The sequence below is a fragment of the Flavobacterium sp. ASW18X genome (assembly GCF_005144745.1).
In the GTDB taxonomy this organism is placed as follows: domain Bacteria; phylum Bacteroidota; class Bacteroidia; order Flavobacteriales; family Flavobacteriaceae; genus Croceivirga.
In genome coordinates this window covers 32,737-53,623 of sequence record NZ_SWKK01000002.1, presented here as the reverse complement: position 1 = coordinate 53,623, position 20,887 = coordinate 32,737, and the positions used below count along the sequence as shown (strand labels likewise).

Annotated in this window: 22 protein-coding genes and 1 tRNA gene; 8 read left to right on the top strand and 15 right to left on the bottom strand. The window is 36.9% G+C overall.

Annotation, left to right across the window (positions count from 1 at the left end):
• The first annotated feature begins 5 nt into the window (after positions 1 to 5).
• Positions 6 to 1,001 (top strand): LacI family DNA-binding transcriptional regulator, encoded by a 996-nt coding sequence (locus FBT53_RS00800; protein ID WP_136949272.1) that lies wholly within the window; start codon positions 6 to 8, stop codon positions 999 to 1,001.
• Between the two features lies 1 nt (position 1,002).
• On the opposite strand, the gene FBT53_RS00795 is transcribed toward FBT53_RS00800, so the two are convergent.
• Together FBT53_RS00795 and FBT53_RS00790 are read right to left on the bottom strand one after the other, a co-directional pair.
• Positions 1,003 to 2,652, bottom strand: coding sequence for an alpha-glucosidase (locus FBT53_RS00795; protein WP_240729728.1), 1,650 nt, complete (start codon positions 2,650 to 2,652; stop codon positions 1,003 to 1,005).
• 3 nt (positions 2,653 to 2,655) lie between these two features.
• Positions 2,656 to 3,201 (bottom strand): NADPH-dependent FMN reductase, encoded by a 546-nt coding sequence (locus FBT53_RS00790; RefSeq protein ID WP_136949271.1) that lies wholly within the window; start codon positions 3,199 to 3,201, stop codon positions 2,656 to 2,658.
• Between the two features lie 122 nt (positions 3,202 to 3,323).
• On the opposite strand from FBT53_RS00790, the gene FBT53_RS00785 reads away from it, so the two are divergent.
• From FBT53_RS00785 to FBT53_RS00770, 4 genes are all read left to right on the top strand, one after another.
• Positions 3,324 to 4,208 (top strand): aldo/keto reductase family oxidoreductase, encoded by an 885-nt coding sequence (locus tag FBT53_RS00785; RefSeq protein WP_136949270.1) that lies wholly within the window; start codon positions 3,324 to 3,326, stop codon positions 4,206 to 4,208.
• Positions 4,209 to 4,234: 26 nt separating this feature from the next.
• On the top strand, positions 4,235 to 5,389 hold the full coding sequence (locus tag FBT53_RS00780) for an LLM class flavin-dependent oxidoreductase (RefSeq protein ID WP_136949269.1): 1,155 nt from the start codon (positions 4,235 to 4,237) through the stop codon (positions 5,387 to 5,389).
• A 34-nt stretch (positions 5,390 to 5,423) separates the two neighbouring features.
• Positions 5,424 to 6,968, top strand: coding sequence for an SLC5 family protein (locus FBT53_RS00775; RefSeq protein WP_136949268.1), 1,545 nt, complete (start codon positions 5,424 to 5,426; stop codon positions 6,966 to 6,968).
• A 101-nt stretch (positions 6,969 to 7,069) separates the two neighbouring features.
• Positions 7,070 to 7,141: transfer RNA gene (locus tag FBT53_RS00770), tRNA-Arg, on the top strand.
• A 20-nt stretch (positions 7,142 to 7,161) separates the two neighbouring features.
• On the opposite strand, the gene FBT53_RS00765 is transcribed toward FBT53_RS00770, so the two are convergent.
• The 8 genes from FBT53_RS00765 to FBT53_RS00735 all read right to left on the bottom strand — a co-directional run bounded on the left by FBT53_RS00765 (position 7,162) and on the right by FBT53_RS00735 (position 13,359).
• Positions 7,162 to 8,802 carry a ThuA domain-containing protein gene (locus tag FBT53_RS00765; RefSeq protein ID WP_136949267.1) on the bottom strand — a complete coding sequence of 547 codons (1,641 nt, stop codon included), beginning with the start codon at positions 8,800 to 8,802 and terminating at the stop codon, positions 7,162 to 7,164.
• Between the two features lie 106 nt (positions 8,803 to 8,908).
• A complete protein-coding gene (locus FBT53_RS00760; RefSeq protein ID WP_136949266.1) occupies positions 8,909 to 9,301 on the bottom strand; it encodes a response regulator in 393 nt (130 codons plus the stop codon).
• A gap of 106 nt (positions 9,302 to 9,407) precedes the next feature.
• Entirely contained in the window at positions 9,408 to 9,821 is a 414-nt protein-coding gene (locus FBT53_RS00755) for a DUF6691 family protein (protein WP_136949265.1), read from the bottom strand.
• Between the two features lie 3 nt (positions 9,822 to 9,824).
• Positions 9,825 to 10,382: a YeeE/YedE family protein gene (locus FBT53_RS00750; protein ID WP_136949264.1), complete on the bottom strand. Its 558-nt coding sequence runs from the start codon at positions 10,380 to 10,382 to the stop codon at positions 9,825 to 9,827.
• A gap of 66 nt (positions 10,383 to 10,448) precedes the next feature.
• Positions 10,449 to 11,486, bottom strand: a complete 1,038-nt coding sequence (cydB, locus tag FBT53_RS00745; protein ID WP_136949263.1) for a cytochrome d ubiquinol oxidase subunit II — start codon at positions 11,484 to 11,486, stop codon at positions 10,449 to 10,451.
• A 10-nt stretch (positions 11,487 to 11,496) separates the two neighbouring features.
• Positions 11,497 to 12,852, bottom strand: a complete 1,356-nt coding sequence (locus FBT53_RS00740) for a cytochrome ubiquinol oxidase subunit I (protein WP_136949262.1) — start codon at positions 12,850 to 12,852, stop codon at positions 11,497 to 11,499.
• A gap of 92 nt (positions 12,853 to 12,944) precedes the next feature.
• Entirely contained in the window at positions 12,945 to 13,082 is a 138-nt protein-coding gene (locus FBT53_RS16015; RefSeq protein ID WP_169630293.1) for a hypothetical protein, read from the bottom strand.
• Between the two features lie 70 nt (positions 13,083 to 13,152).
• Positions 13,153 to 13,359 (bottom strand): DUF2892 domain-containing protein, encoded by a 207-nt coding sequence (locus FBT53_RS00735; RefSeq protein ID WP_136949261.1) that lies wholly within the window; start codon positions 13,357 to 13,359, stop codon positions 13,153 to 13,155.
• 387 nt (positions 13,360 to 13,746) lie between these two features.
• Here FBT53_RS00735 and FBT53_RS00730 point away from each other — a divergent pair, with 387 nt between their 5' ends.
• From FBT53_RS00730 to FBT53_RS00720, 3 genes are read left to right on the top strand one after another with little or no spacing between them, the layout of a single operon-like run.
• Entirely contained in the window at positions 13,747 to 14,967 is a 1,221-nt protein-coding gene (locus FBT53_RS00730; protein WP_136949260.1) for a sulfite oxidase, read from the top strand.
• Entirely contained in the window at positions 14,967 to 15,449 is a 483-nt protein-coding gene (locus FBT53_RS00725; protein WP_136949259.1) for a monoheme cytochrome C, read from the top strand. The genes FBT53_RS00730 and FBT53_RS00725 overlap by 1 nt, the downstream gene beginning before the upstream one ends.
• A 5-nt stretch (positions 15,450 to 15,454) precedes the next feature.
• Positions 15,455 to 16,327 carry a sterol desaturase family protein gene (locus tag FBT53_RS00720; protein ID WP_136949258.1) on the top strand — a complete coding sequence of 291 codons (873 nt, stop codon included), beginning with the start codon at positions 15,455 to 15,457 and terminating at the stop codon, positions 16,325 to 16,327.
• On the opposite strand, the gene trxA is transcribed toward FBT53_RS00720, so the two are convergent.
• The 5 genes from trxA to FBT53_RS00695 form a co-directional block, all read right to left on the bottom strand.
• A complete protein-coding gene (gene trxA, locus FBT53_RS00715; protein ID WP_136949257.1) occupies positions 16,324 to 16,617 on the bottom strand; it encodes a thioredoxin in 294 nt (97 codons plus the stop codon). The two genes, FBT53_RS00720 and trxA, sit on opposite strands and share 4 nt — an antisense overlap.
• A 6-nt stretch (positions 16,618 to 16,623) precedes the next feature.
• Positions 16,624 to 16,998, bottom strand: a complete 375-nt coding sequence (locus tag FBT53_RS00710) for a rhodanese-like domain-containing protein (protein ID WP_136949256.1) — start codon at positions 16,996 to 16,998, stop codon at positions 16,624 to 16,626.
• Positions 16,999 to 17,002: 4 nt separating this feature from the next.
• Entirely contained in the window at positions 17,003 to 18,415 is a 1,413-nt protein-coding gene (locus tag FBT53_RS00705; protein WP_136949255.1) for a rhodanese-like domain-containing protein, read from the bottom strand.
• A gap of 68 nt (positions 18,416 to 18,483) precedes the next feature.
• Positions 18,484 to 20,202 (bottom strand): SulP family inorganic anion transporter, encoded by a 1,719-nt coding sequence (locus FBT53_RS00700; RefSeq protein WP_136949254.1) that lies wholly within the window; start codon positions 20,200 to 20,202, stop codon positions 18,484 to 18,486.
• A gap of 8 nt (positions 20,203 to 20,210) precedes the next feature.
• Entirely contained in the window at positions 20,211 to 20,843 is a 633-nt protein-coding gene (locus tag FBT53_RS00695; protein ID WP_136949253.1) for a Crp/Fnr family transcriptional regulator, read from the bottom strand.
• Positions 20,844 to 20,887 lie beyond the last annotated feature (44 nt).

Sequence of the window (20,887 nt, the reverse complement as noted above, 5' to 3'; positions counted from 1 at the left end):
TTGCAATGGCAGGCATTAAAGAAATTTCTAAAATGACTGGGCTTTCGCTGGCAACAGTTTCCCGAGTTTTTAATGATAGTAATCTAGTATCCGCTAAAACCAAACGCAAAGTTTTAAAAGCGGCAGAGCAACTCAACTACAGACACAACCGTATTGCGGCGGCTTTACGCAGCGGTAAAAGCATGACTATCGGTGTTTTAGTTCCAGAGATTAACAACTACTTTTTTGGAAACGTTATCAATGGTATTGAGAAGAAGCTAGTCGCAAACGGCTATAGCACCATAATAACGCAATCCCATGAATCTGCAGAAATAGAAAAATCAGCTTTGGAATCGTTATTAAAATTGAATGTGGATGGCATCTTAGTCTCTACCTCTAAAAATACTATTGATTTTTCTGTTTTTGAAAATTTACAAAAAGAAGGTACGCCCATAGTGTTTTTTGACAGAAAGCCTGCCTTAGATAATGCAAGCGTTGTCTTATTGGATGATTTTAAGGGAGGACAAATAGCTACACAGCATTTAATTGATGCTGGATGTACCGCATTATTACACATCGCAGGAGAAGATAATGTTTCTATTTTTAAGAAACGAAAAGAGGGTTTTGAAAACACTATTAAAGAAAGCATGCCACCTATTAGCTACCATGACAGCATATCTCTTAGTTTTAATGTAGATCAAGACACCAAATTATTAAAGCAAATTTTAAAAGAACACCCATATATAGATGGTGTTTTTTGCCATGGTGATAAATATGGCGTCCATACCATGAACATTTTAAGGTTGCTCGGGTACAGCATACCTGAACAAATTAAAATAATAGGATTTGGTAATAATGATTATACACATTTTACCCATCCTAGATTAAGCAGTATAGATCAAAAATGTGATGAGATGGGCACGTTGGCAGTGGAAGTATTGTTAGACAACCTTGAAAAAAACAATGTAATCCACTCCCAACATATTTTGTTACCCAAATTAATGGAACGGGAATCTTCCTAACCTATAATTCGTATATCACCGCTTCCCAAGGCCTTAATACATTAACCTTGTTGGCATCCCTATTATAGTTGCCAATACGCTTACTTTTAATCAGTTGCATTGGCACTTCTGCATCTAGAATTTGACTTTCATCAGAAAAATTCAGTAATACCAAAAAAGCTTTTTTATCCATGCTTCGCTGGTATATGTAAACTTGCTCACTACTTTGCATGTACTCCGTAAATTGTCCATAGACTAATGTTTTTTCTTCTTTACGCAAGGCCAACATATTTTTGTAGTAATGCCAAATACTATCCGTATCAGCCATAGCACTTTCTACATTTATTGTTGTGTAATTAGGATTAATACCCAACCATGGTTTGCCAGAAGTAAAACCACTTTGTACCTCCCTATTCCACTGCATTGGTGTTCTCGCGTTATCCCTTGCCATGTGGTGTAATATCACTTTGAGTTCATTTAAATCTTTACCTTCTTGCTGCCACTCTGCTATTTTATTCCGTATTTCTATATCATCATAATCAGACACAGAATTATACCGAACATTGGTCATTCCAATTTCACTACCTTGGTAAATACAAGGCGTTCCTTTCTGAGAGAACAATAAGGTTGCTAGTAATTTAGCAGATTCTACTCTGTAAGTAGTATCGTTCCCAAACCGAGATACCATTCTAGGAAAGTCATGATTATCCAAGAAAATGGTAACCCATCCTTCATCTTTTAAGGTAGCTTCCCAACGTCTAAAAATGGATTTAAATTCCGTCAATTGCCACTGCTTAATATCAAACTTCCCCCTTTTACCCCAATCTAATGCCATATGCTCAAAATGATACACCATTTGTAGCTCTTTTCGTTTACTAGAAGTATATAACAAACCTTGCTCAGCATCAACACCAATACCTTCTCCCATAGACAGCGCATCATACTTAGAAAGCACCTCCTTATTCATTTCTTGTAAAAACTCGTGCAAACGTGGCCCATTGGTATAGACCTCATTGATTGCTGCGGTAAAATCATTAGGGTCTGTATCTGGAAAATCCAATCTTTTAGAAATCATTGGTATCACATCCATTCTAAAACCATCTACACCTTTATCTAACCAAAAGGTCATTAAATCGTAAACTTCTTGTCTTACTTTAGGATTCTCCCAATTTAGGTCTGGTTGTTTTTTAGAAAAGAGGTGCAAGTAATAAGCATCCGTAGTAGCATCATATTCCCAACAATCGCCTCCAAAAAAAGATTGCCAATTACTTGGTTTTTCTTTTCGCCAAAAATAATAATCACGGTACGGATTGTCTTCTGATTTTCTAGACTCTACAAACCACGGATGCTCATCAGAACTATGATTTACCACCAAATCTAATACTATCTTTAAACCTCTTTTATGGGCTTCTTCTAGTAACACATCAAAGTGAGCCATTACTCCGAACTTCTCAGAAATATCTCTATAATCGCTAATATCATAACCATTATCATCATCGGGAGAACCAAAAATGGGAGATAGCCAAAGTACATCTACCCCTAAATTTTTTAAATAATCTAGTTTTTCTACTATACCCATCAAATCACCCAAACCACTCCCAGTAGTATCATTAAAACTCCTAGGGTAAATTTGGTATACTACAGCTTCTTTCCACCAAGTTTGCTCCATCATCTATTAATTAAAGTTTAGCAATTGACTTATTTGCTTTTGTAACAACTCTTTTATTTCTTCACCTACAACCATCTTATTATCATCCATATACTTATAAATTGAAGAAATGGGTAATTTATTAGGATGTACAAACATTCCTAAATGATTTAAAACATCTGCCAAATGGTCCATTCCTCTTAAATTACCAGCCCTGCCAGATGCAACACCTGTTACAATAGCTTTCTTATTTTGAAAACTTTCTTTGGAATCTCTCACGGAAATGGCATCTAAAACCAACTTCACTATCCCCGGATAACTACCATTATATTCTGGAACAAAAAACCAAAATTTTTGACTTGGAATTATTATTTCATCTTGCAACTGTTTAATAACCGCTGGTTGTGATGTATTTCCGTACATATCTCCTGTTACACTCCAACTAGCGAGCGCGGCCATATCTACCAATACAACCTCTTCTTTTGTTGTTTTTTGCAACAACTGTTTAGCTAATTGCGCAAACTTTAAGGTATGATTGTCATTTCTATTTGAACCCGACAGAATTGTTATCATTTAGCTTAATTTTTTACATTTTATTTAAATAAATACGTTCAAAAATACATTTTAAAAATGTAAACGTTTTCATTTTAAAATTATTTTTATACTTTAGGCTCCTCATAATTGCATTTAATACTATGAAAAACTACCCAATTTCATCCATAATTGTAGGCACAATGCGCCTAGGACAATGGGGGCAAAAAATGGCTACAAAGGAAATGGATTCCTTTATAAAAGAATGCTTAGAAATTGATTTAGTTGATTTTGACCATGCAGATATTTACGGGTCTTACACTACTGAGGCCGAATTTGGAAAAGTATTAAAGCAAAATTCAGCACTACGTGGCCAACTTAGGTTAACTACAAAATGCGGTATAAAGCTAATATCTGAACATAGAAGCGAACATAAAGTTAAATCTTATGACTTAAGCAAAGCCCATATTATAGCTTCTGTAGAAACTTCTTTGAAAAATTTAAATACAGATTATTTAGACACTTTACTATTACACCGTCCAGATTATTTAATGGAGCCAGAAGAAATTGCAGAAGCCTTTACAGATTTAAGTAAAAGTGGTAAAGTTCGCTTTTTTGGTGTTTCTAATTTTACAAAAAAACAATTTGAATCCTTAAATACACTAACCCCTTTATGCACCAACCAAATAGAAGTTTCCCTATTGCAAAGAGAAGCTTTTAGCAATGGCAGTTTAACCCAGGCAATGCAATTGGGATTTAGGCCAACTGCTTGGTCACCACTAGGCGGTGGCGCTCTTTTTGCCAAAGAAGTACCCTTTGCATTAAAACCACTAAAAAATACTTTAAATCAGTTATGCTCTAACTACAACTGTAGCATAGACCAACTGCTTTTAGCATGGTTAGCCAAACACCCTTCTGGTATTGTCCCTGTTATGGGTACAAGTAAAATAGCCCGCTTACAAAAGGCTAAGGAAGCTATGGATATAAACATAACCAAAGAAGATTGGTATGTACTATGGCAAGCTGCCACAGGAAAAGAAATAGATTAAAAAGATTTATAAAACCACTTAGGATAATGGAAAATAAAATTGTAATTCGTTCAGAACATTTAACAGGTTCAGAGGTCTCTTGGTTTGCCCCCATTTGTGATGGTGACGATAGGTATCTAGGCGAAAGAAGCATGGAATATAAAAGCAGTTGGGAAAATACCTCTGACATACTTTTAACTGCAGATAAATTAGGATTTAGAAATATTCTTTGCCCCTCTTCTTACCAAGTTGGGCAAGACACCCTACCTTTTGTTTCTGCAGTAGCCCCTATGACAGAAAACATTAATCTTTTAGCAGCTATACGCTGTGGCGAGGTACACCCACCAATGTTAGCACGGACCTTAGCTACTATAGACCATATATTAAAAGGAAGACTTACCATAAATATTATATCTTCTAACTTACCGGGGGAAGATTTATCTTCCGAGGATAGATACCAAAGGTCTAGGGAAGTTATCCAGATTTTAAAGCAGGCTTGGACACAAGAAGAAATAGATTTTAAAGGTAAATTCTATAACTTAAAGCTACCTACTAATCCTGTTAAACCTTACCAAAATGGCGGGCCAATGCTATATTTTGGAGGGTATTCTCCTAGTGCTGTAGAACTATGCGCAGAACATTGCGATGTTTACTTAATGTGGCCAGAGACGGAAGAAAACCTACGTGGATTAATGCAAAACATGAGCGACAAAGCCGCAACTTACAATAGAAAAGTTGACTTTGGTTTACGTGTACATGTGGTGGTAAGAGAAACAGAAGAAGAAGCAAGAGCCTACGCAGATAGTATTTTATCTAAATTAGATATTGACAAAGGTACCGAGATAAGAGAAAGAGCATTAGATGCGAAATCTTACGGTGTGAGCAGACAAAAAGAAATGCGCGAACAGTCTAAGGACGATGGCTACGTTGAACCACATTTATGGACAGGTATTGGCAAGGCGCGTTCTGGTTGTGGCGCTGCTCTAGTAGGGAATCCAGAACAGATAATAGCAAAGCTAAATAGGTATATGGATATGGGTATACGTTCTTTTATCCTATCTGGTTACCCACACAAACAAGAATGTGAGTATTTTGCCAAACTTGTGCTACCGCACTTAAAAACAATATCATTGTTAAAAGAACAAGGCAAGGTTGGTGACACTGAACCTTTAACACCTTTAGCAGCGGGCAAAAGAATATAAAAGATAATTAAATACGTAGTATAGCAAAAAGATAATGATAGACTTGGTAATTGTTATAGCCTATTTTGCTGCCGTAATGGTAGCTGCTATCACAGGTAGGCAGAAGACGGAGGTGACTAGCGAAGAATATTTTTTAAGTTCTAGAAGTCTCCGTTGGCCTTCCATCGCCTTTTCTACCATTGCTACGAACATCCAAGGGTATCAATTTTTAGGGATGATGGGTTCTGCGTACCTCTATGGTATTGCACAAGCCAGCTTAGAAATTAACGCTGTACAAGGCATTCTTTTAGCCGTTTTCATATTTGTTCCTTATTATTTGAGAGAAAAGATTATTACTATTACCCAATTTATCAAAACTAGATTGGGAGCCAAGGTAGCCCTAGCATATTCGCTGTCTAATATTTTACTTTTCTCTACCATAACAATTGGAGCCGCTTTATTTTGGGGAGCTTACGCTGCAGACGTTGTTTTTGGAGAATATTTAGCGGTGCTGCACCCAGACCGCATTATCCGTATAAGTATACTAATTATACTTTTAGGTTTGTTTTCTGCCGTTTACACTTATTTAGGCGGATTAACTGCAGTTGTCCGTACAGATATCATTCAGTTTAGCATTTTACTTACCGGTGGTATTGTTGTAATGTTTATGGCGATATATCATCTAGGAGGCTGGGAACAATTGTACATAAAAACCCCAGAGTTAATGCACTTGCATTTACCTTCTACTCATGAAAAACTACCCTGGACTCATATATTTGGTCTTTTCTTACTTAACATAAATTATTGGTGTGCCAACCAATCTGTAGTACAACGCTCCTTAGCCGCTAAAAGTTTAAAACATGCTCAAATAGGCCTAATGGTTGGTGGTATTATGAAGTATGTTATGGCAGTAATCATAGTGGTTCCGGGTATTGCTTTAGTAGGTATATTGGGTAAAAACGGATTGGCAGATCCAGACATGGCCTTTCCTTATCTGGTTAACACCTATTTGCCTTTAGGTGCCAAAGGTCTTGTACTTTGCGCCCTATTTGCTTCTTTGATGAGTACTGTTGACTCCACCTTTAACTCGCTCGCTACGCTATATTCCATAGATATTTACAAAGGCTACCTAAAAAAGGACGCCACAGATATGCAAATGGTAAAAGCTGGTAAAAGGGCTATTATTTTTGGATTCTTTTCTGGTGTTCTCATCGGCATTATCTTGTTGTATTTAAAATTTGCGAATCCTGATGCTGCTTTTACCCATACGTTAAATGAGCTACGTTACTATATTAATTGTGGAATAGTAGTATTAATTTGCTCTGCGGTTTTTATGGTTAAGCCAAAACACAATACCGCACTGTACGTGTTTTTTGGAACCTTTACCTTACAGGTTATTTTTAAAGCGATACTCCCAGACATGAATTATTTTGTACGTGCCATGTGGGTAATTGTTTCTGGTATTAGTTTACTTTTCTTTATTTCTAAAACCACTTTAGTACCCCTAAAAACCTTATTACAATCGGGTTCTAAATCCATATCCTATTTTGGACTGGTCTTGTTGCTTTCGTTAGCAGGTTTGCATGTTATATTTCATTAAAACAAAATATAGCTTAACAGCTATACAAACACCTTAATTAATAGTATCGGTTTAAGTAAGCTCTAATAAAAAAGTATTCTTAATTTTACGGTCTGCTATTAGGCCCCGTAGTTCAATGGATAGAATAGAAGTTTCCTAAACTTTAGATGCAAGTTCGATTCTTGCCGGGGCTACTAATTATATAACACCCTCCCTAATTTTGAAGCATAAAATTTATTGCGTTCTCAATCAACAAAGTGAACTCAGGATCCTGATACTTATTTTTGCTATGTCCCATACCGGTATAAAAACTTATTCCACCATCTGCTCTTAGATAATATTGAGACGTCATTCTGGGTTTATCATACGATTCACTTCCGGTTTCTGACACACGCAATAATTCCTCAAAATTCGTATTTAAATACCCGCCATCCCAATAATACCATTCTTCAATATCCTGCCAAGGAAAATTTATTCCTTTAGTAAGTTCTATATTGTCAACTTGGACAACTACGGTTGCCTCATAATTACTAGCTGTATGATATGGGTTATTTCTAACACTACAACCAGTAACATTTTCTGCATACCAATCCCAAATACCTTTACCATTACCATTAACCGTCTCGGCTGTACTATGCCCATAGGCATCACTAGCTGCATGATTTGAAATAAAATCACCCCCCTGCGAGGCATACAATTCAACTACCGCTCTTTGCGCTTCATTTAAAAAATCACCACTTGTATTTGAGAAAAATATAATATCAAATTGACTTAAATTTTCAATCGAATTTAATTCATCTCCAGTATCATCCGAGGTTATTTCCATATTTAACTTTAAAGCAATATCACTAAGCATGGCATTTACTTCACTGCGAGTACCATGGTCATAACCTGATGTTTTAGTTATAAGTAGTATTTTGTTACTTTCAGGCTCTATGGCATTTGTTGTAACATTTACAATATTACTCAATGGTGATTCATTATTATTATTGTCTATTGCTGAAACAGAGAAGCTGTATGTTGAATTTGGTTCAAGATTTTCTATTTGATAGGAAATATCATTCGTTTGAGCAATGAAAACATCGTCCTGATAAACTTTATAAGACACATTATCTGAATTATCTGATGATGCTTTCCACTCTAGATACACAGAATTTTTTGTTTTTTGTTTAACGTACAAATCCATTGGAGCAGTAGGCGGTGTTTCATCAATTTGTTCTACTCTTTGGTAAACTAGGTCTAGAGACTTTTCGGAAGCATTGCCTGCAGCGTCATAAGCCATTACATTAAAAATATATTCTGTATTTGGTATTATGTCTTTGACAGCATAGGTAAGTTTGTCTGTTATACCTAATATAGCATCATTTTGAAATACCCGGTACCCAACAACTTCAACGTTATCCTCTGCTGCTTTCCAAATTAAATCGATTGAATTAGATGTTTCATTTATATATTCTAATTGATCAGGAATAGATGGTGAAACTTCGTCTGGTTTATCCAGAGTTCTTATTACAATATTTGAAGTAGACTTAGATTCACTTATTGAACTTTTAATTGTAGAAATCCCTATTTGATATTCAGTAATAGGGAGTAGCCCCTGGACAACAAAAAAAGTATCTTTAATCGTAGCAATTTTAGCAGAATCTAAATAAACACCATATTCTAGGGGGTTGTTAGCATTTACTTTAGACCATGTTAAATCCACACTAGTCTCCTTAATATTGTTCGCTACGACTAATTTAGGAGGTAGTGGTAAATCTTCTGAGACAGACTCAAATAAATTAGTTTCGTTTTGACAAGAAAACACTGTCAACAATAGAACAAGTAATAAACTTGTCTTTGGATCATATTTCATAGTTAGTCAGTTCGGGGGGTCTAGAATCAATTTAAGAAATTAAAACTCCTGACTTTAGTTAATAGTATATAAAAATAGGTATAATATATATAAATTAAATCACTATTTAAGACGCTTTCTGAAAAACCTTTGCCAAACTGGTTTTTGCTAAAGGTTTATCAAAATAGCCCTCTATAACTGGATTTTTCTTAGCCTTTTCTCTATCCTTAGAATTTACGAAAGAAGATAACACGTAAACTTTAGGCATCTTTACTCCGTTAGAGAACTTTTCTAAGTGTTCTAGAAATTCCCATCCGTCCATCTCTCCCATAATTAAGTCAAGGAAAATAATATCTGGTAGTTTCCCATACTCCTCTATCCACGTTGCACAACGTTCTAAACCTTCTTCTGCACTACTGCAAGTAGACACATCAAAAGAATCACCAAATTGTTCAATACAATATCTTGTAGCAAATTGGGATACTAAGTCATCATCAATGATAAAGATGTCGAGTTTCATTCTAAGGGGCTGATTGGTATTATAATGAAACAAAAGTAGCCCCTTTTTTTTGTAGTAAAAATCCTAATCGGCAATTTGTGTTAAAATTCCCGTAAACTACACATCTTTAATGCGGTAATTTACTTTTAAGCACTCCATATATAAACGTACCAAAAATTGCTGACCCTAATACTACCAGAATAGGTATGTAACCCGCTCCTACTAAAACGTACATTGGCCCAGGACATGCACCAGCCAAAGCCCAACCCAATCCAAAGCATATGCCACCAATGGCATATCTGTAGAAAGATTTTTCTTTTGGTTGAATACCTATGGTTTCTCCAAAGATAGATTTTGAATTACTCCGTTTTACAATTTGAATAAATATAATACCTAATACCAAGGCAGAACCAATGATACCATACATATGAAAAGAGCCAAACTGAAACATTTCATATATACGAAACCAAGAAGCTGCTTCTGACTTAAAAAGAACGATACCGAAAAAGATACCAACGAATAAATAAAGTACACTTCGCATCAACTAAAAAATAAAGGGAAACAAAATATGAACCATAAAAAGGCCGCCAATAAAAAAACCAATCACTGCTATAAGAGAAGGTAACTGCAGGTTGCTTAGTCCTGAAATTGCATGACCAGAAGTACACCCACCAGCATATCTAGCCCCAAAACCTACTAAAAAACCACCTAGTATTAGTAACAACAACATTTTAGCATTAGTTAAAGCTTCTGTACTGAATAATTCCATAGGCATGTAAGCTTTGCCTGCACTTTTAAAACCGTAATCTTCTAATTGGGTAATAATTTCTGGTTGTATAGCTACGGCTTTATCAGGGCTCAAATAGTTCTGAGCAATAAAACCTCCAATTGCCACCCCCAATACAACAATAAGATTCCAACGTTGCGCTTTCCAATCAAACTTAAAAAAATCAGCCGCTTTACCAGCTCCTGCCATACTACAAACGGTTCTAAGGTTAGAAGACATACCAAAGGTTTTGCCCAGTAGTATAAGCACGGCCATCGTTAATGCAATTAATGGCCCAGAAACATACCAGGGCCATGGCGCTAAAATTATATCCATCAATATATTTTTCAGCAAAGAAACTAAATGTAAACCAACTTAAACGTAACCTGAGTCACTTAAACTTTAATAGCTTGTATCATCTAACTTTACTTTGCCCTTAAAAGTTTTATATAGAAAAAGGAAGTAAAACGCTAGTAATGGTGCACCTATGAGGACAATAGTGAGCATAATCCCTAAAGATTTTTGAGAAGATGCGGCATTATAAATAGTAACGCTAAAATCTGGATTAATGGTTGATGGTAATAAAACGGGATACATTTGAAAAGCCACTAACATTAATAAAAATGCCATAGTCAAAGAGGTAAATATCAAAGCTTGCATGTATTTCTTTTTGAAAACCAATCTAGGCACATTGGCTACGGCTAAAAACGCCGCTACTGGCAGAATAAAAAACACAGGAAATTCCTTAAATTTATCTGCAACCCCTGGCAAATAGATTAACGTATAAAAAGAAGTAAAAACAAAACTTAGTATAAAGAATATCATTGCCTTTTTTAATAAAAAGGTAAAACGTGCATACAGTCTCCCTTCTGTTTTTAGCAATAAGAAAATGGCTCCTTGCGTCATAAATATTGAGAGCGTTGTTAAGCCTACTAATAGGGCATATGGATTTAAAAAGGTAAAAAACGCCCCTCCTTTATATTCATGATTTTCATGAAGTTCAAAACCCTGTAACACATTACCCAGAACAACACCTAACAAAAAAGCTATGGCAGTATTAGAACCGCAATAAATAACATCCCAAGTTTTACGCCACCAAAGCATTTCTTCTGCACTTCTAAATTTAATTGCAGCAGACCGCAAGACCAAAAACATTAAAAACAGCATAAAGGGTACATACATAGCAGACAGCATAGTGGCATACATGACCGGAAAGCCAGCAAATAAGGCTCCCGCTCCAATAATAAGCCATACTTGATTGGCATCCCAAAGTGGTCCTATAGCATTTATTGCTATACGTCTACTCAAATCTTTTCTTAAAAATAAATGCCATGCCCCTGCACCATAATCAAACCCCTCCAAAATGGCATAACCCGAAAATAAAAGCCCAACAACCAAGTACCACAGTGTTGGGTAATCTATACCTAAAAATGTTTCCATACGCGTTCTATTAGGTGTATTTTAAAAATTCGTTTGGATTATCAGCTTCATCATACGGGCCGTGTTTAATCTTCTTATTCATGGAATACAGAAACAATAAGAACAAAAGGGTGTACACCACTAAAAATAGAATTAGCGAAAATAAAATTTGATTGGATGATACCTCTTGAGAAAAAGCCTCGCTTGTTTTTAAATGTCCGTATACCACCCATGGTTGTCTGCCCATTTCTGCAGCGAACCATCCTACTTGGTTTGCTATCTGTGGCAACAAAACGGAGAAAGCAAAAATTTGTAACAACCATTTTTTATTAAACAGCTGACCCCGCCACCATAAATAGCATGCAAACAAGGTTAAAGCTATCAGAAACATACCAATTGCAATCATTATATGGTAAAATTGAAATACCGCATTCACCTGCGTTGGTATTTCGTCTTTAGGAAACGCATTTAACCCCTCAATAGGGGCTTCAAAATCTTGATGGACCAAAAAAGATAAGCCGCCTGGCACCGCTAGTCCCGTAACTTTCTCTGTTTCATCATCAACCCATCCAAAAAGGTATAAATCTGCTGCAGAAGAGGCCTCGTAATGGCCTTCCATTGCAGCTAATTTAGCTGGCTGATTTTCTGCCACACCATCTGCAGAGCTATGCCCAGACGCCAATTGAGATAATGATATTAAAGTAGCTACTACTAAGGCAATTCTAAATGCTGTCTTAGAAATTTCAACAAACCTACCTCGAAGCAAATAATAGGCATGTACACTCAACACCAAAAATGCCCCCGCTAAGAAAGCGCCTTGCCATACATGAATTATTCTATCTATACTAGACGGATTAAAAACCATGGCCCAAAAATCGGTGACTTCTGCTCTAGCGTTTAATCCTTTACCAACTATATGGTAACCCGCCGGAGTTTGCTGCCAACTATTGGCCACTACAATCCATACTGCAGAAAACATGGATCCTAAAAACACCCCTATAGTAGCTATAAAGTGTACGCGTGGAGAAACCCGATTCCAACCAAAAATCAAAATGCCTAAAAATGTACTTTCTAGCCCAAAAGCAAACAAACCTTCTGCCGCCAAGGCACTTCCAAATATATCCCCTACATATCTAGAATAAACAGACCAGTTAGTACCAAACTCAAACTCCATTATAATGCCAGTAGCCACTCCAATCCCAAAAGTTATCGCGAAGATTTTCAACCAAAACCTGGTAAGAATTTCATATTGTTTTTTTCCCGTTTTAAGATATAAACCTTCAAAAATTACCATTAAAAGACCTAAGCCTATACTTAAAGGTGGATAGATGTAATGAAAAGCAATAGTGAAAGCAAACTGGATTCTGGCAAGTATTTCTGTATCCATAAGGCCCTGTATTTTCTACTATAAAAATACGGCACAAACCTTGAATTAAAGCGTAATCTAGGTTACAAAACGCTTTAAAAATGCATCAATAATTAATCCTGTTTATTTTGACCAGAATTGATCATGGTATATATGCCTAGTATAAACGCAACTACGACCACAGCAAAAACAACAATCATGGTAATTCCGTTTTGCCAAGATACTAAAGGTAAGGTAAGTATTGTTTCCATAACTCCATATTTAGAGGTGAAAAATACTACTACAGAACCTTACAAAAAATGATAATTATCAGCTAGAGCCCTACTCTTTAGTTTTACACGTATTTACTTTAAATAAGGAATATACGGGGCAATAGCCAATGATGCTTGTAATTATAAAGATTGCAGCTAACACCATAAGGATGATAGAAAATACTCCTGCAATAATTTCTAAATATCCAAATAGGGCAACCAAAACAGCTACTATTACCCTGTAGACCCGATCTACAACTCCCATGTTTTTATTCATAACAACCATTTTGATTAATTTTTACACCATTAAAACTAATACCACCTAATCTTACTATATAATAAACTTTGCTATGCAAACGATTGCATTCAAAAATAAGTGTACAGCTAAACGTTTATTCGATAAAATGTAAGTTTTTTATTACGTAATTTAGAATGAGTAAAAGATTGTACTTGCTTTCTAAATAGAAACAATTACTATCTAATGCGCTTTCTATCTTAAAATTATCTCAGCACTAATATATACTACTGTATAGGACACAATACCTTAATCTCAAAATGTAAACGTTTTCATAAACATGTGTTATATTACTACTTGTATGGTAGTAACCCTTGGTTTCTGAACTAGAAAACTTGTACTTTTAACTAGCCACAACCAGAATAATAAATGAAAAGAAGAGATTTTACGGCTGGGCTATCTTTAGCCGCTATGGCAAGTATTTTAGGAAGCCCCATCGTTTATGGCCACAACTTGCCAAAAGACTATGTACCACTTGGATTACAAGACCAAGACCCCTTTAGCCTTTTTGATAAGAACAAAGAAATGGTGGTATTAAATGATAAGCCATGGAATATTGAAGCTAAGGCCCATTTGTTGGATGATGCGGTTACCCCTAATAAAAACATGTTTATTAGAAATAACGGAAAACTACCCGTAAACATAGACGCAGACACATGGAAAATTACCTTTAGCGGAGAGTCGGTTGTACAAGAAAAATCATTTAGCCTAAACGATTTAAAAAAACAGTTTCAACAGTACACCTACCAACTTACTTTAGAATGTGGTGGAAACGGACGGGCGGAATTTAACCCACCAGCCAAGGGAAATCAGTGGACCGTAGGCGCTGTACATTGTGCAAAATGGACAGGGGTTCGCCTTAAAGACGTATTACAAGCTGTTGGAATAAAAGATGATGCCGTTTATATTGGTTACCACGCCGCAGATTTACATTTAAGCGGTAACCCAGAGAAAGAGCCCATTTCTAGAGGTGTACCCATAGCAAAAGCCCTACAAGACGAAACCTTATTGGCTTTTAAAATGAATGGTAAAGACATACCTTTAGCGCACGGTTTTCCGTTACGTTTGGTCTGTGGTGGCTGGCCGGCATCTACCTCTGGTAAATGGCTTACAGAAATTAGTGTCCGTAACATTGTACATGATGGAGCAAAAATGACGGGTACCGCCTACCGTGTACCCTGTAAACCAGTAGCACCTGGTGCAAAGGTAAAAGATGAAGATATGTGCATTATAGAATCTATGCCCGTAAAGTCTCTAATTACCTATCCAAAAACAGGTGCTATGCTTAAAAAAGGGCAGGCTTTAACCATTCGCGGTCATGCTTGGGCAGGTGAACTAGAAGTAGCTAAAATGGAATATTCTATAGATTTTGGAGCTACTTGGAAACTATGTAAGCTTAATAAACCCTCCAATAGATTAGCGTGGCAGCATTTTACAGCAACGGTAGATTTTCCAGAAACCGGTTACTATGAGGTGTGGGCAAAAGCTACGGATACCAATGGTGTAAGTCAACCCATGTTATTACCAGGCTGGAACCCCAAAGGCTATTTAAATAACGCTTGCCATAGAATTGCCGTAAAAATAGGATAATGGAACAGCCTAATAGATTTGAAGAAAGTGCGGCATTAATTCGCAAGTTAAGCGTAACCCTATTTGTTTTCTTTATTGCTATTGCTGGAATTCTAGTTTACTTGATGGTTGACCCCAGTTTATCTGCATTTACTTCTAAACCAGAGACTACACTTACCGTAGTAGAGACAATCGATACTAAGGATGATTTTGATGCCATTGAAAATGGCATACACTTGCGTACAGGATTTATTGCAGACAATGGCTTAATGACGGTGGTAAATAACTGCACCAATTGCCACTCCGCTAAATTGGTAACGCAAAATAGAATGACCAAAGAAGGTTGGTCAGCTACTATAAAATGGATGCAAGAAACTCAAAACCTATGGGATTTAGGGGATAATGAAGTTATAATTTTAGATTATCTGGCAAAAAATTACGCGCCAGAAAAGAAAGGTAGAAGAGAAAACTTGACCAATATAGAGTGGTACACCTTAAATTGATGTAAGTGGAATACGTAGATGTGTTTTTAAACGCTATTAGTGGCACCTTTGATTATACTTTAAAAGCAATACTGTTTAAAGTACCATGGTATAAAAACTATTTTTGGGGCTTGGTGGTTATATCCATGGCAGTATGGCTGTTAGAGATACTATTTCCATGGCGAAAAGACCAAAAAATAGTACGTAAAGACTTTTGGTTAGACGCTTTTTACATGTTCTTCAATTTTTTCATTTTTGCTCTAGTTGTTAGTGGTTTTTATAAGGTTATAGAACTTGCTTTTGCCAAAGGGGGACTTACAATAGAAAGTCTAGCGGTTATAGATATTAGTAGCTGGCCCATTTGGTCCCAATTGTTGGTGTTCTTTATTCTGCTCGATTTTGTACAGTGGTTTACCCATGTTTGCCTGCATAAATTTCCAATTTTCTGGAATTTTCATCAGGTACATCACAGCGTTAAAGAAATGGGGTTCGCTGCGCATTTACGATACCATTGGATGGAAAACATTCTTTATAAGCCATTAAAAACATTTGGCGTAATGCTTTTGGGCGGCTTTGAGCCAGAACAAGCCTACATTGTTCATTTTATTGCCATTACCATTGGTCATCTAAATCACGCAAACATCAAATTGAGCTATGGCCCCTTAAAATATATATTTAATAATCCCGTAATGCATTTGTACCACCATGCCTATACCCTACCAAAAGGTAGTTTTGGGGTTAATTTTGGGATTAGTCTAAGTTTATGGGATTATATATTTAAAACCAATTACCTACCAGAAGATAGTGGTAATGTGCCATTAGGCTACCCTGGAGACGAAAAAATGCCCCAAAACTTTTTGGGGCAATTAACTCATGGGTTTAAAAAACAAAAATCTTAATTGGCTTGTATTAGCCTAACCAAATCTTGAGATTGTACTACACCAGACTGTCTCCATAGCATTTCGCCATTTTTAAACAACATTAAGGTAGGAACCCCTTTAACTTGGTAACGAGCCGCCAAAGCCTGATTTTTATCTACATCTATTTTTACAATCTTAGCTTGTTCCCCAACTTGGTCTTTTACCTGCTTGAGTATTGGCCCCATGGTTTTACAAGGCCCACACCATTCTGCAAAAAAATCGACCAAAACAGGTTTTTCACTTGCTACTATATCATTAAAACTTGCCATACGTGTTTATTTTATCCAATCATTATAACCACCTGTATAGTCGTAAATTTTAGTAAAACCTTGCTTTTTTAATACTTGTGCCGCCTTATTGCTTCTACCACCCATTTTACAATATAGATATACCGGCTGTTCTTTATCTAAACCTTGAATTTGTTGGACAAAATCGGCACTGCCTACATTTATGTTTTTGGCATCATCTATATGTCCGGCGCCATACTCTTGTGGCGTACGCACATCTATGAGCTGTACTTCCTTACCAATGGCATGGGTTTTTAAGAATGCCTTATCAACTTTAGTAACAACGGCGTCATTGTTATCTTGGCAGGCACCTAGTTGTATAAAAGACAAAGCTGCACATAAGACTTTAAGGATATTCTTCATACGTCTATTTTATAGTTGTTGGGCAAACATAATCAGACACAGGAATTCCTGCCTCCTTTATCGCTTTAAATCCACCAGCAACATCAATTAAATTATGAATTCCTCTACTTTTTAAAATACTAGCAGCAATCATACTTCTATAACCCCCGGCACAATGCACATAAAATGTTTCCTCAGAAGGGAATTCTGCTAGGTGATTATTTAAGAAATCTAAGGGTGTGGTATGGGCATTTGGGATGTGTTCAGAAATATATTCTCCTGGTTTTCTAACGTCAAATACCGGTACATCTTCGGCCTCCATGGCTTCTTTTAGTGCGGTTGCAGGCACAGTACTTACCGTATCATATTCCATAGAGGCCTTTTTCCAGGCTTCAAAACCGCCTTTTAGATAACCTAAGGTATTATCAAAACCAACACGAGAAAGCCTTGTAACCACTTCTTCTTCCCTACCTTCTTCTACCACTAATAAAATAGGCTGTTGTACATCGCCAATCAAAGCACCCACCCAAGGTGCAAAACCACCATCTATTCCTATAAAAATGGAGCGTGGTATGTGCCCCTTGGCAAATTCGTTCTGATGCCTAACATCTAAGACAATGGCACCGGTTTCGTTGGCCGCAGCCTCAAATGCAGTTGGTGATAACGCCTGGGTACCTCTTTCCAAAACCTCATCAATATCATCATAGCCTTCCTTGTTCATCTTAACGTTTAATGGAAAGTATTGTGGAGGAGGCAACAAACCATCTGTAACTTCTTTTACAAATTCTTCCTTGGCCATATCTGCCCGCAGGGCATAATTCATCTTCTTTTGGTTCCCTAACGTATCTACCGTTTCCTTCATCATATTTTTACCACAAGCAGAACCGGCACCATGCGCAGGGTATACCACTACATCATCTGCCAAAGGCATTATTTTGGTACGCAAACTATCAAACAAAGTAGCTGCCAATTGTTCTTGGGTCATATCCGCAGCTTTTTGAGCCAAATCTGGCCTACCTACATCCCCTAAAAACAAAGTATCTCCACTAAAAATAGCATGGTCTTTTCCATTTTCGTCTTTTAGTAAATAGGTGGTACTTTCCATGGTGTGTCCAGGTGTGTGCAAGGCTACAATGGTTACCTTACCCAATTTAAACTCCTGATTGTCTTTTGCTATTATGGCATCAAACGTAGGATTGGCGTTTGGCCCATACACAATTGGAGCTCCCGTTTCTTTAGACAAGGTAACATGGCCGCTCACAAAATCTGCATGAAAATGGGTCTCAAAAATATACTTGATTTTTGCATTGGCCTTAGCCGCTCTATCCAAATATGGTTTTACCTCTCTAAGGGGATCAATTATAGCCACTTCGCCATCACTTTCAATGTAATATGCCCCTTGGGCCAAGCATCCGGTATATATTTGTTCTATTTTCATTGTAATTGTATTTAATACTCCAAAATTAAGTCTAAGTTTTTTCTTACGCAGTAACTTCTGTTACACAATTATTTATACTGCATAGACACTTTGTTCTGCATGGGCGATTTGCCCACATGTGCCAAACAATCTTCATAGGCTTCTGCCGTACGTACGTGGATATGGTCTGGCCCAATGACTTTGACCAAGCCACTTTTTACCAGAATATCACGTATGGGTCCTATGGCACCTGCAAGTTTAAAGGTGATTCCTTTTTCTTTTAGGTCGATGATTATTTTTTCTAATTCTGCGGCAGCAGTATTGTCTATATAATTCACTGGCTCCGCATTAAGAATAACATAACTCAGCGTTCCTTTTTTAAGGTGGATTTGTTTGTATAAGGCTGTTTTAAAATGTTGCACATTGGCAAAGAACAGCTGTGCATCAAAACGAAGAATCAGAATACCGTTATCGCATTCCACATCTTCAGAAAAGCGTTCTACATTCTTAAAATAGTCCATCCCTTTTATTTTACCCAACACGGCTACGTGTGGTTTAGAGGTACGATATATTAATAGAAACAAGGAAAACAACACCCCAAAAATGATACCTTGGGCAATACCAACAAAAAGCGTAGTTACAAAGGTGACAATCAACAATATCAATTCGTCTTTTTGATGTTTGTACAGCTGCGCTGGATATTTTAAATCTAGTAAACCAAAAACAGCCACCAAAATAATGGCTCCAAGAATAGACTTAGGTAAATATTGAAAGTAAGGCGTTAAAAACAACAACACCAAACCTACCACCAAAGCACTAATAATAGATGCCAGTCCCGTTTTAGCACCTTCATTTACATTTACGGCGGTACGAGACATACTTGCGTTAGCAGAAAAAGATTGAAATAGTGCCCCAATAATATTACTTACCCCCAAGGCTTTTAATTCTTGGTCTGGCACGGTATGGTATTCTTGCGTACGTTCTTCTACACCTTTGGCAATTGCCATTTCTTCTGCAAAAGCAATAAATGCCAAGGCCATGGCTAACGGAAATGCAAGTGTTAATTGTTCCCACGTAAAATTGGGCAAAGTAAAAGCGGGTAAACCATTAGGCACATAGCCCACAATGTTTACATCTGCCTCATTTACCATAAAAAGATAAATCCCCACAATACCCAATACCACTACTATCATGGCAGAAGGTAATTTTCTATTCCATTTTTTTAACCCTACAATAACGAGCATGGCTGCAACACCAATGGTAAAATCGTACCAATTTAGCGTATGTAAATTGGCAAACAACTGCTGTATGGTTTCTACTGTACTAGACGAAGAAACTTTTACCCCAAAAAGGTGTTTTAACTGGCTTACCCCTATAACTATAGCTGCTGCAGAAGTAAAACCACTCACTACGGGTCTGGATAAAAAATTGGCCAAAAACCCCAATTTTAAGAAACCCATAGCCAATTGCAGCACCCCAACAAATAACGCCACAAACAAGGCCATAGCTATGTATTCACCTTCTGTTGCCAATTTCATGGCAGACAAGCCAGAAGCAACTATAAGGGAATCTAATGCTACAGGTCCTACAGCTAATTTTCTACTGGTACCTGTAAGTGCATATACCAGATTTGGCACTAGCGCCGTATATAATCCGTAAACCGGTGGCAGACCAACTATCATAGCGTAAGCCATGCCCTGCGGTATCAGCATTACACCTACGGTAAGGCCCGCTACTACATCTCCAGACAAGTATGCTTTTTTGTAGTTGGGCAACCAGTCCAGGATAGGAAAAAATTTTTTAAGCATCTACTAATCTATAAGTTGATGATTTCTATATGGCTTCTACTAAGTTTAATTCTACCCATGTTCTCCAACTTTTTTAGTAAGCGAGATATCACGACACGAGAGCTATGCAAATCGTACGCAATTTCTTGATGGGTGTTGGCAATAATTGTACTGTTGTTTACCTCAGACTTTCGTATCAAAAAATCAATTAGCCGTTCATCCATATTCATAAAAGCGATACTATCTACTGTATGTAGCAACTCATTTAAGCGAGAATGGTAACTCTCGAACACAAAATTTCGCCATGTTTTGTACTTAGCGGTCCATTCTTCCATTTTGTGAATTGGAACCATAATAAGCTTGGCATCCGACTCTGCAATAGCCCTAATGTTACTTTTTGCATCGCCTAGACAACATGCCATTGTCATGCTACAGGTATCTCCTTGCTCCAAATAATAAAGTAACAATTCATCACCTTCATCATCCTCTCTAAGTATTTTAATTACACCTTCTAAGAGCAGCGGCATATATTTTATGTACTGCCCAATATCCATCAATTGAAAACCGGCAGGCACTTCTTTAAAAGTCCCCACTTGGGCAATATCGTTTAACAAAGCTTGCTCAAACGTATTTCCAAAACTGGTATGTAATTCTTGTATCACAGTACGAATTTACACATTAACAATAGCAACTTTAGTAACTCTTG

What these genes read in the sequence shown, in the direction of transcription:
- FBT53_RS00800 (WP_136949272.1), top strand. Translation starts at nt 6, where the DNA reads ATGGCAGGCATTAAAGAAATTTCTAAAATGACTGGGCTTTCGCTGGCA.
- FBT53_RS00795 (WP_240729728.1), bottom strand. Translation starts at nt 2,652, where the DNA reads ATGATGGAGCAAACTTGGTGGAAAGAAGCTGTAGTATACCAAATTTAC.
- FBT53_RS00790 (WP_136949271.1), bottom strand. Translation starts at nt 3,201, where the DNA reads ATGATAACAATTCTGTCGGGTTCAAATAGAAATGACAATCATACCTTA.
- FBT53_RS00785 (WP_136949270.1), top strand. Translation starts at nt 3,324, where the DNA reads ATGAAAAACTACCCAATTTCATCCATAATTGTAGGCACAATGCGCCTA.
- FBT53_RS00780 (WP_136949269.1), top strand. Translation starts at nt 4,235, where the DNA reads ATGGAAAATAAAATTGTAATTCGTTCAGAACATTTAACAGGTTCAGAG.
- FBT53_RS00775 (WP_136949268.1), top strand. Translation starts at nt 5,424, where the DNA reads ATGATAGACTTGGTAATTGTTATAGCCTATTTTGCTGCCGTAATGGTA.
- FBT53_RS00765 (WP_136949267.1), bottom strand. Translation starts at nt 8,802, where the DNA reads ATGAAATATGATCCAAAGACAAGTTTATTACTTGTTCTATTGTTGACA.
- FBT53_RS00760 (WP_136949266.1), bottom strand. Translation starts at nt 9,301, where the DNA reads ATGAAACTCGACATCTTTATCATTGATGATGACTTAGTATCCCAATTT.
- FBT53_RS00755 (WP_136949265.1), bottom strand. Translation starts at nt 9,821, where the DNA reads ATGCGAAGTGTACTTTATTTATTCGTTGGTATCTTTTTCGGTATCGTT.
- FBT53_RS00750 (WP_136949264.1), bottom strand. Translation starts at nt 10,382, where the DNA reads ATGGATATAATTTTAGCGCCATGGCCCTGGTATGTTTCTGGGCCATTA.
- cydB (WP_136949263.1), bottom strand. Translation starts at nt 11,486, where the DNA reads ATGGAAACATTTTTAGGTATAGATTACCCAACACTGTGGTACTTGGTT.
- FBT53_RS00740 (WP_136949262.1), bottom strand. Translation starts at nt 12,852, where the DNA reads ATGGATACAGAAATACTTGCCAGAATCCAGTTTGCTTTCACTATTGCT.
- FBT53_RS16015 (WP_169630293.1), bottom strand. Translation starts at nt 13,082, where the DNA reads ATGGAAACAATACTTACCTTACCTTTAGTATCTTGGCAAAACGGAATT.
- FBT53_RS00735 (WP_136949261.1), bottom strand. Translation starts at nt 13,359, where the DNA reads ATGAATAAAAACATGGGAGTTGTAGATCGGGTCTACAGGGTAATAGTA.
- FBT53_RS00730 (WP_136949260.1), top strand. Translation starts at nt 13,747, where the DNA reads ATGAAAAGAAGAGATTTTACGGCTGGGCTATCTTTAGCCGCTATGGCA.
- FBT53_RS00725 (WP_136949259.1), top strand. Translation starts at nt 14,967, where the DNA reads ATGGAACAGCCTAATAGATTTGAAGAAAGTGCGGCATTAATTCGCAAG.
- trxA (WP_136949257.1), bottom strand. Translation starts at nt 16,617, where the DNA reads ATGGCAAGTTTTAATGATATAGTAGCAAGTGAAAAACCTGTTTTGGTC.
- FBT53_RS00710 (WP_136949256.1), bottom strand. Translation starts at nt 16,998, where the DNA reads ATGAAGAATATCCTTAAAGTCTTATGTGCAGCTTTGTCTTTTATACAA.
- FBT53_RS00705 (WP_136949255.1), bottom strand. Translation starts at nt 18,415, where the DNA reads ATGAAAATAGAACAAATATATACCGGATGCTTGGCCCAAGGGGCATAT.
- FBT53_RS00700 (WP_136949254.1), bottom strand. Translation starts at nt 20,202, where the DNA reads ATGCTTAAAAAATTTTTTCCTATCCTGGACTGGTTGCCCAACTACAAA.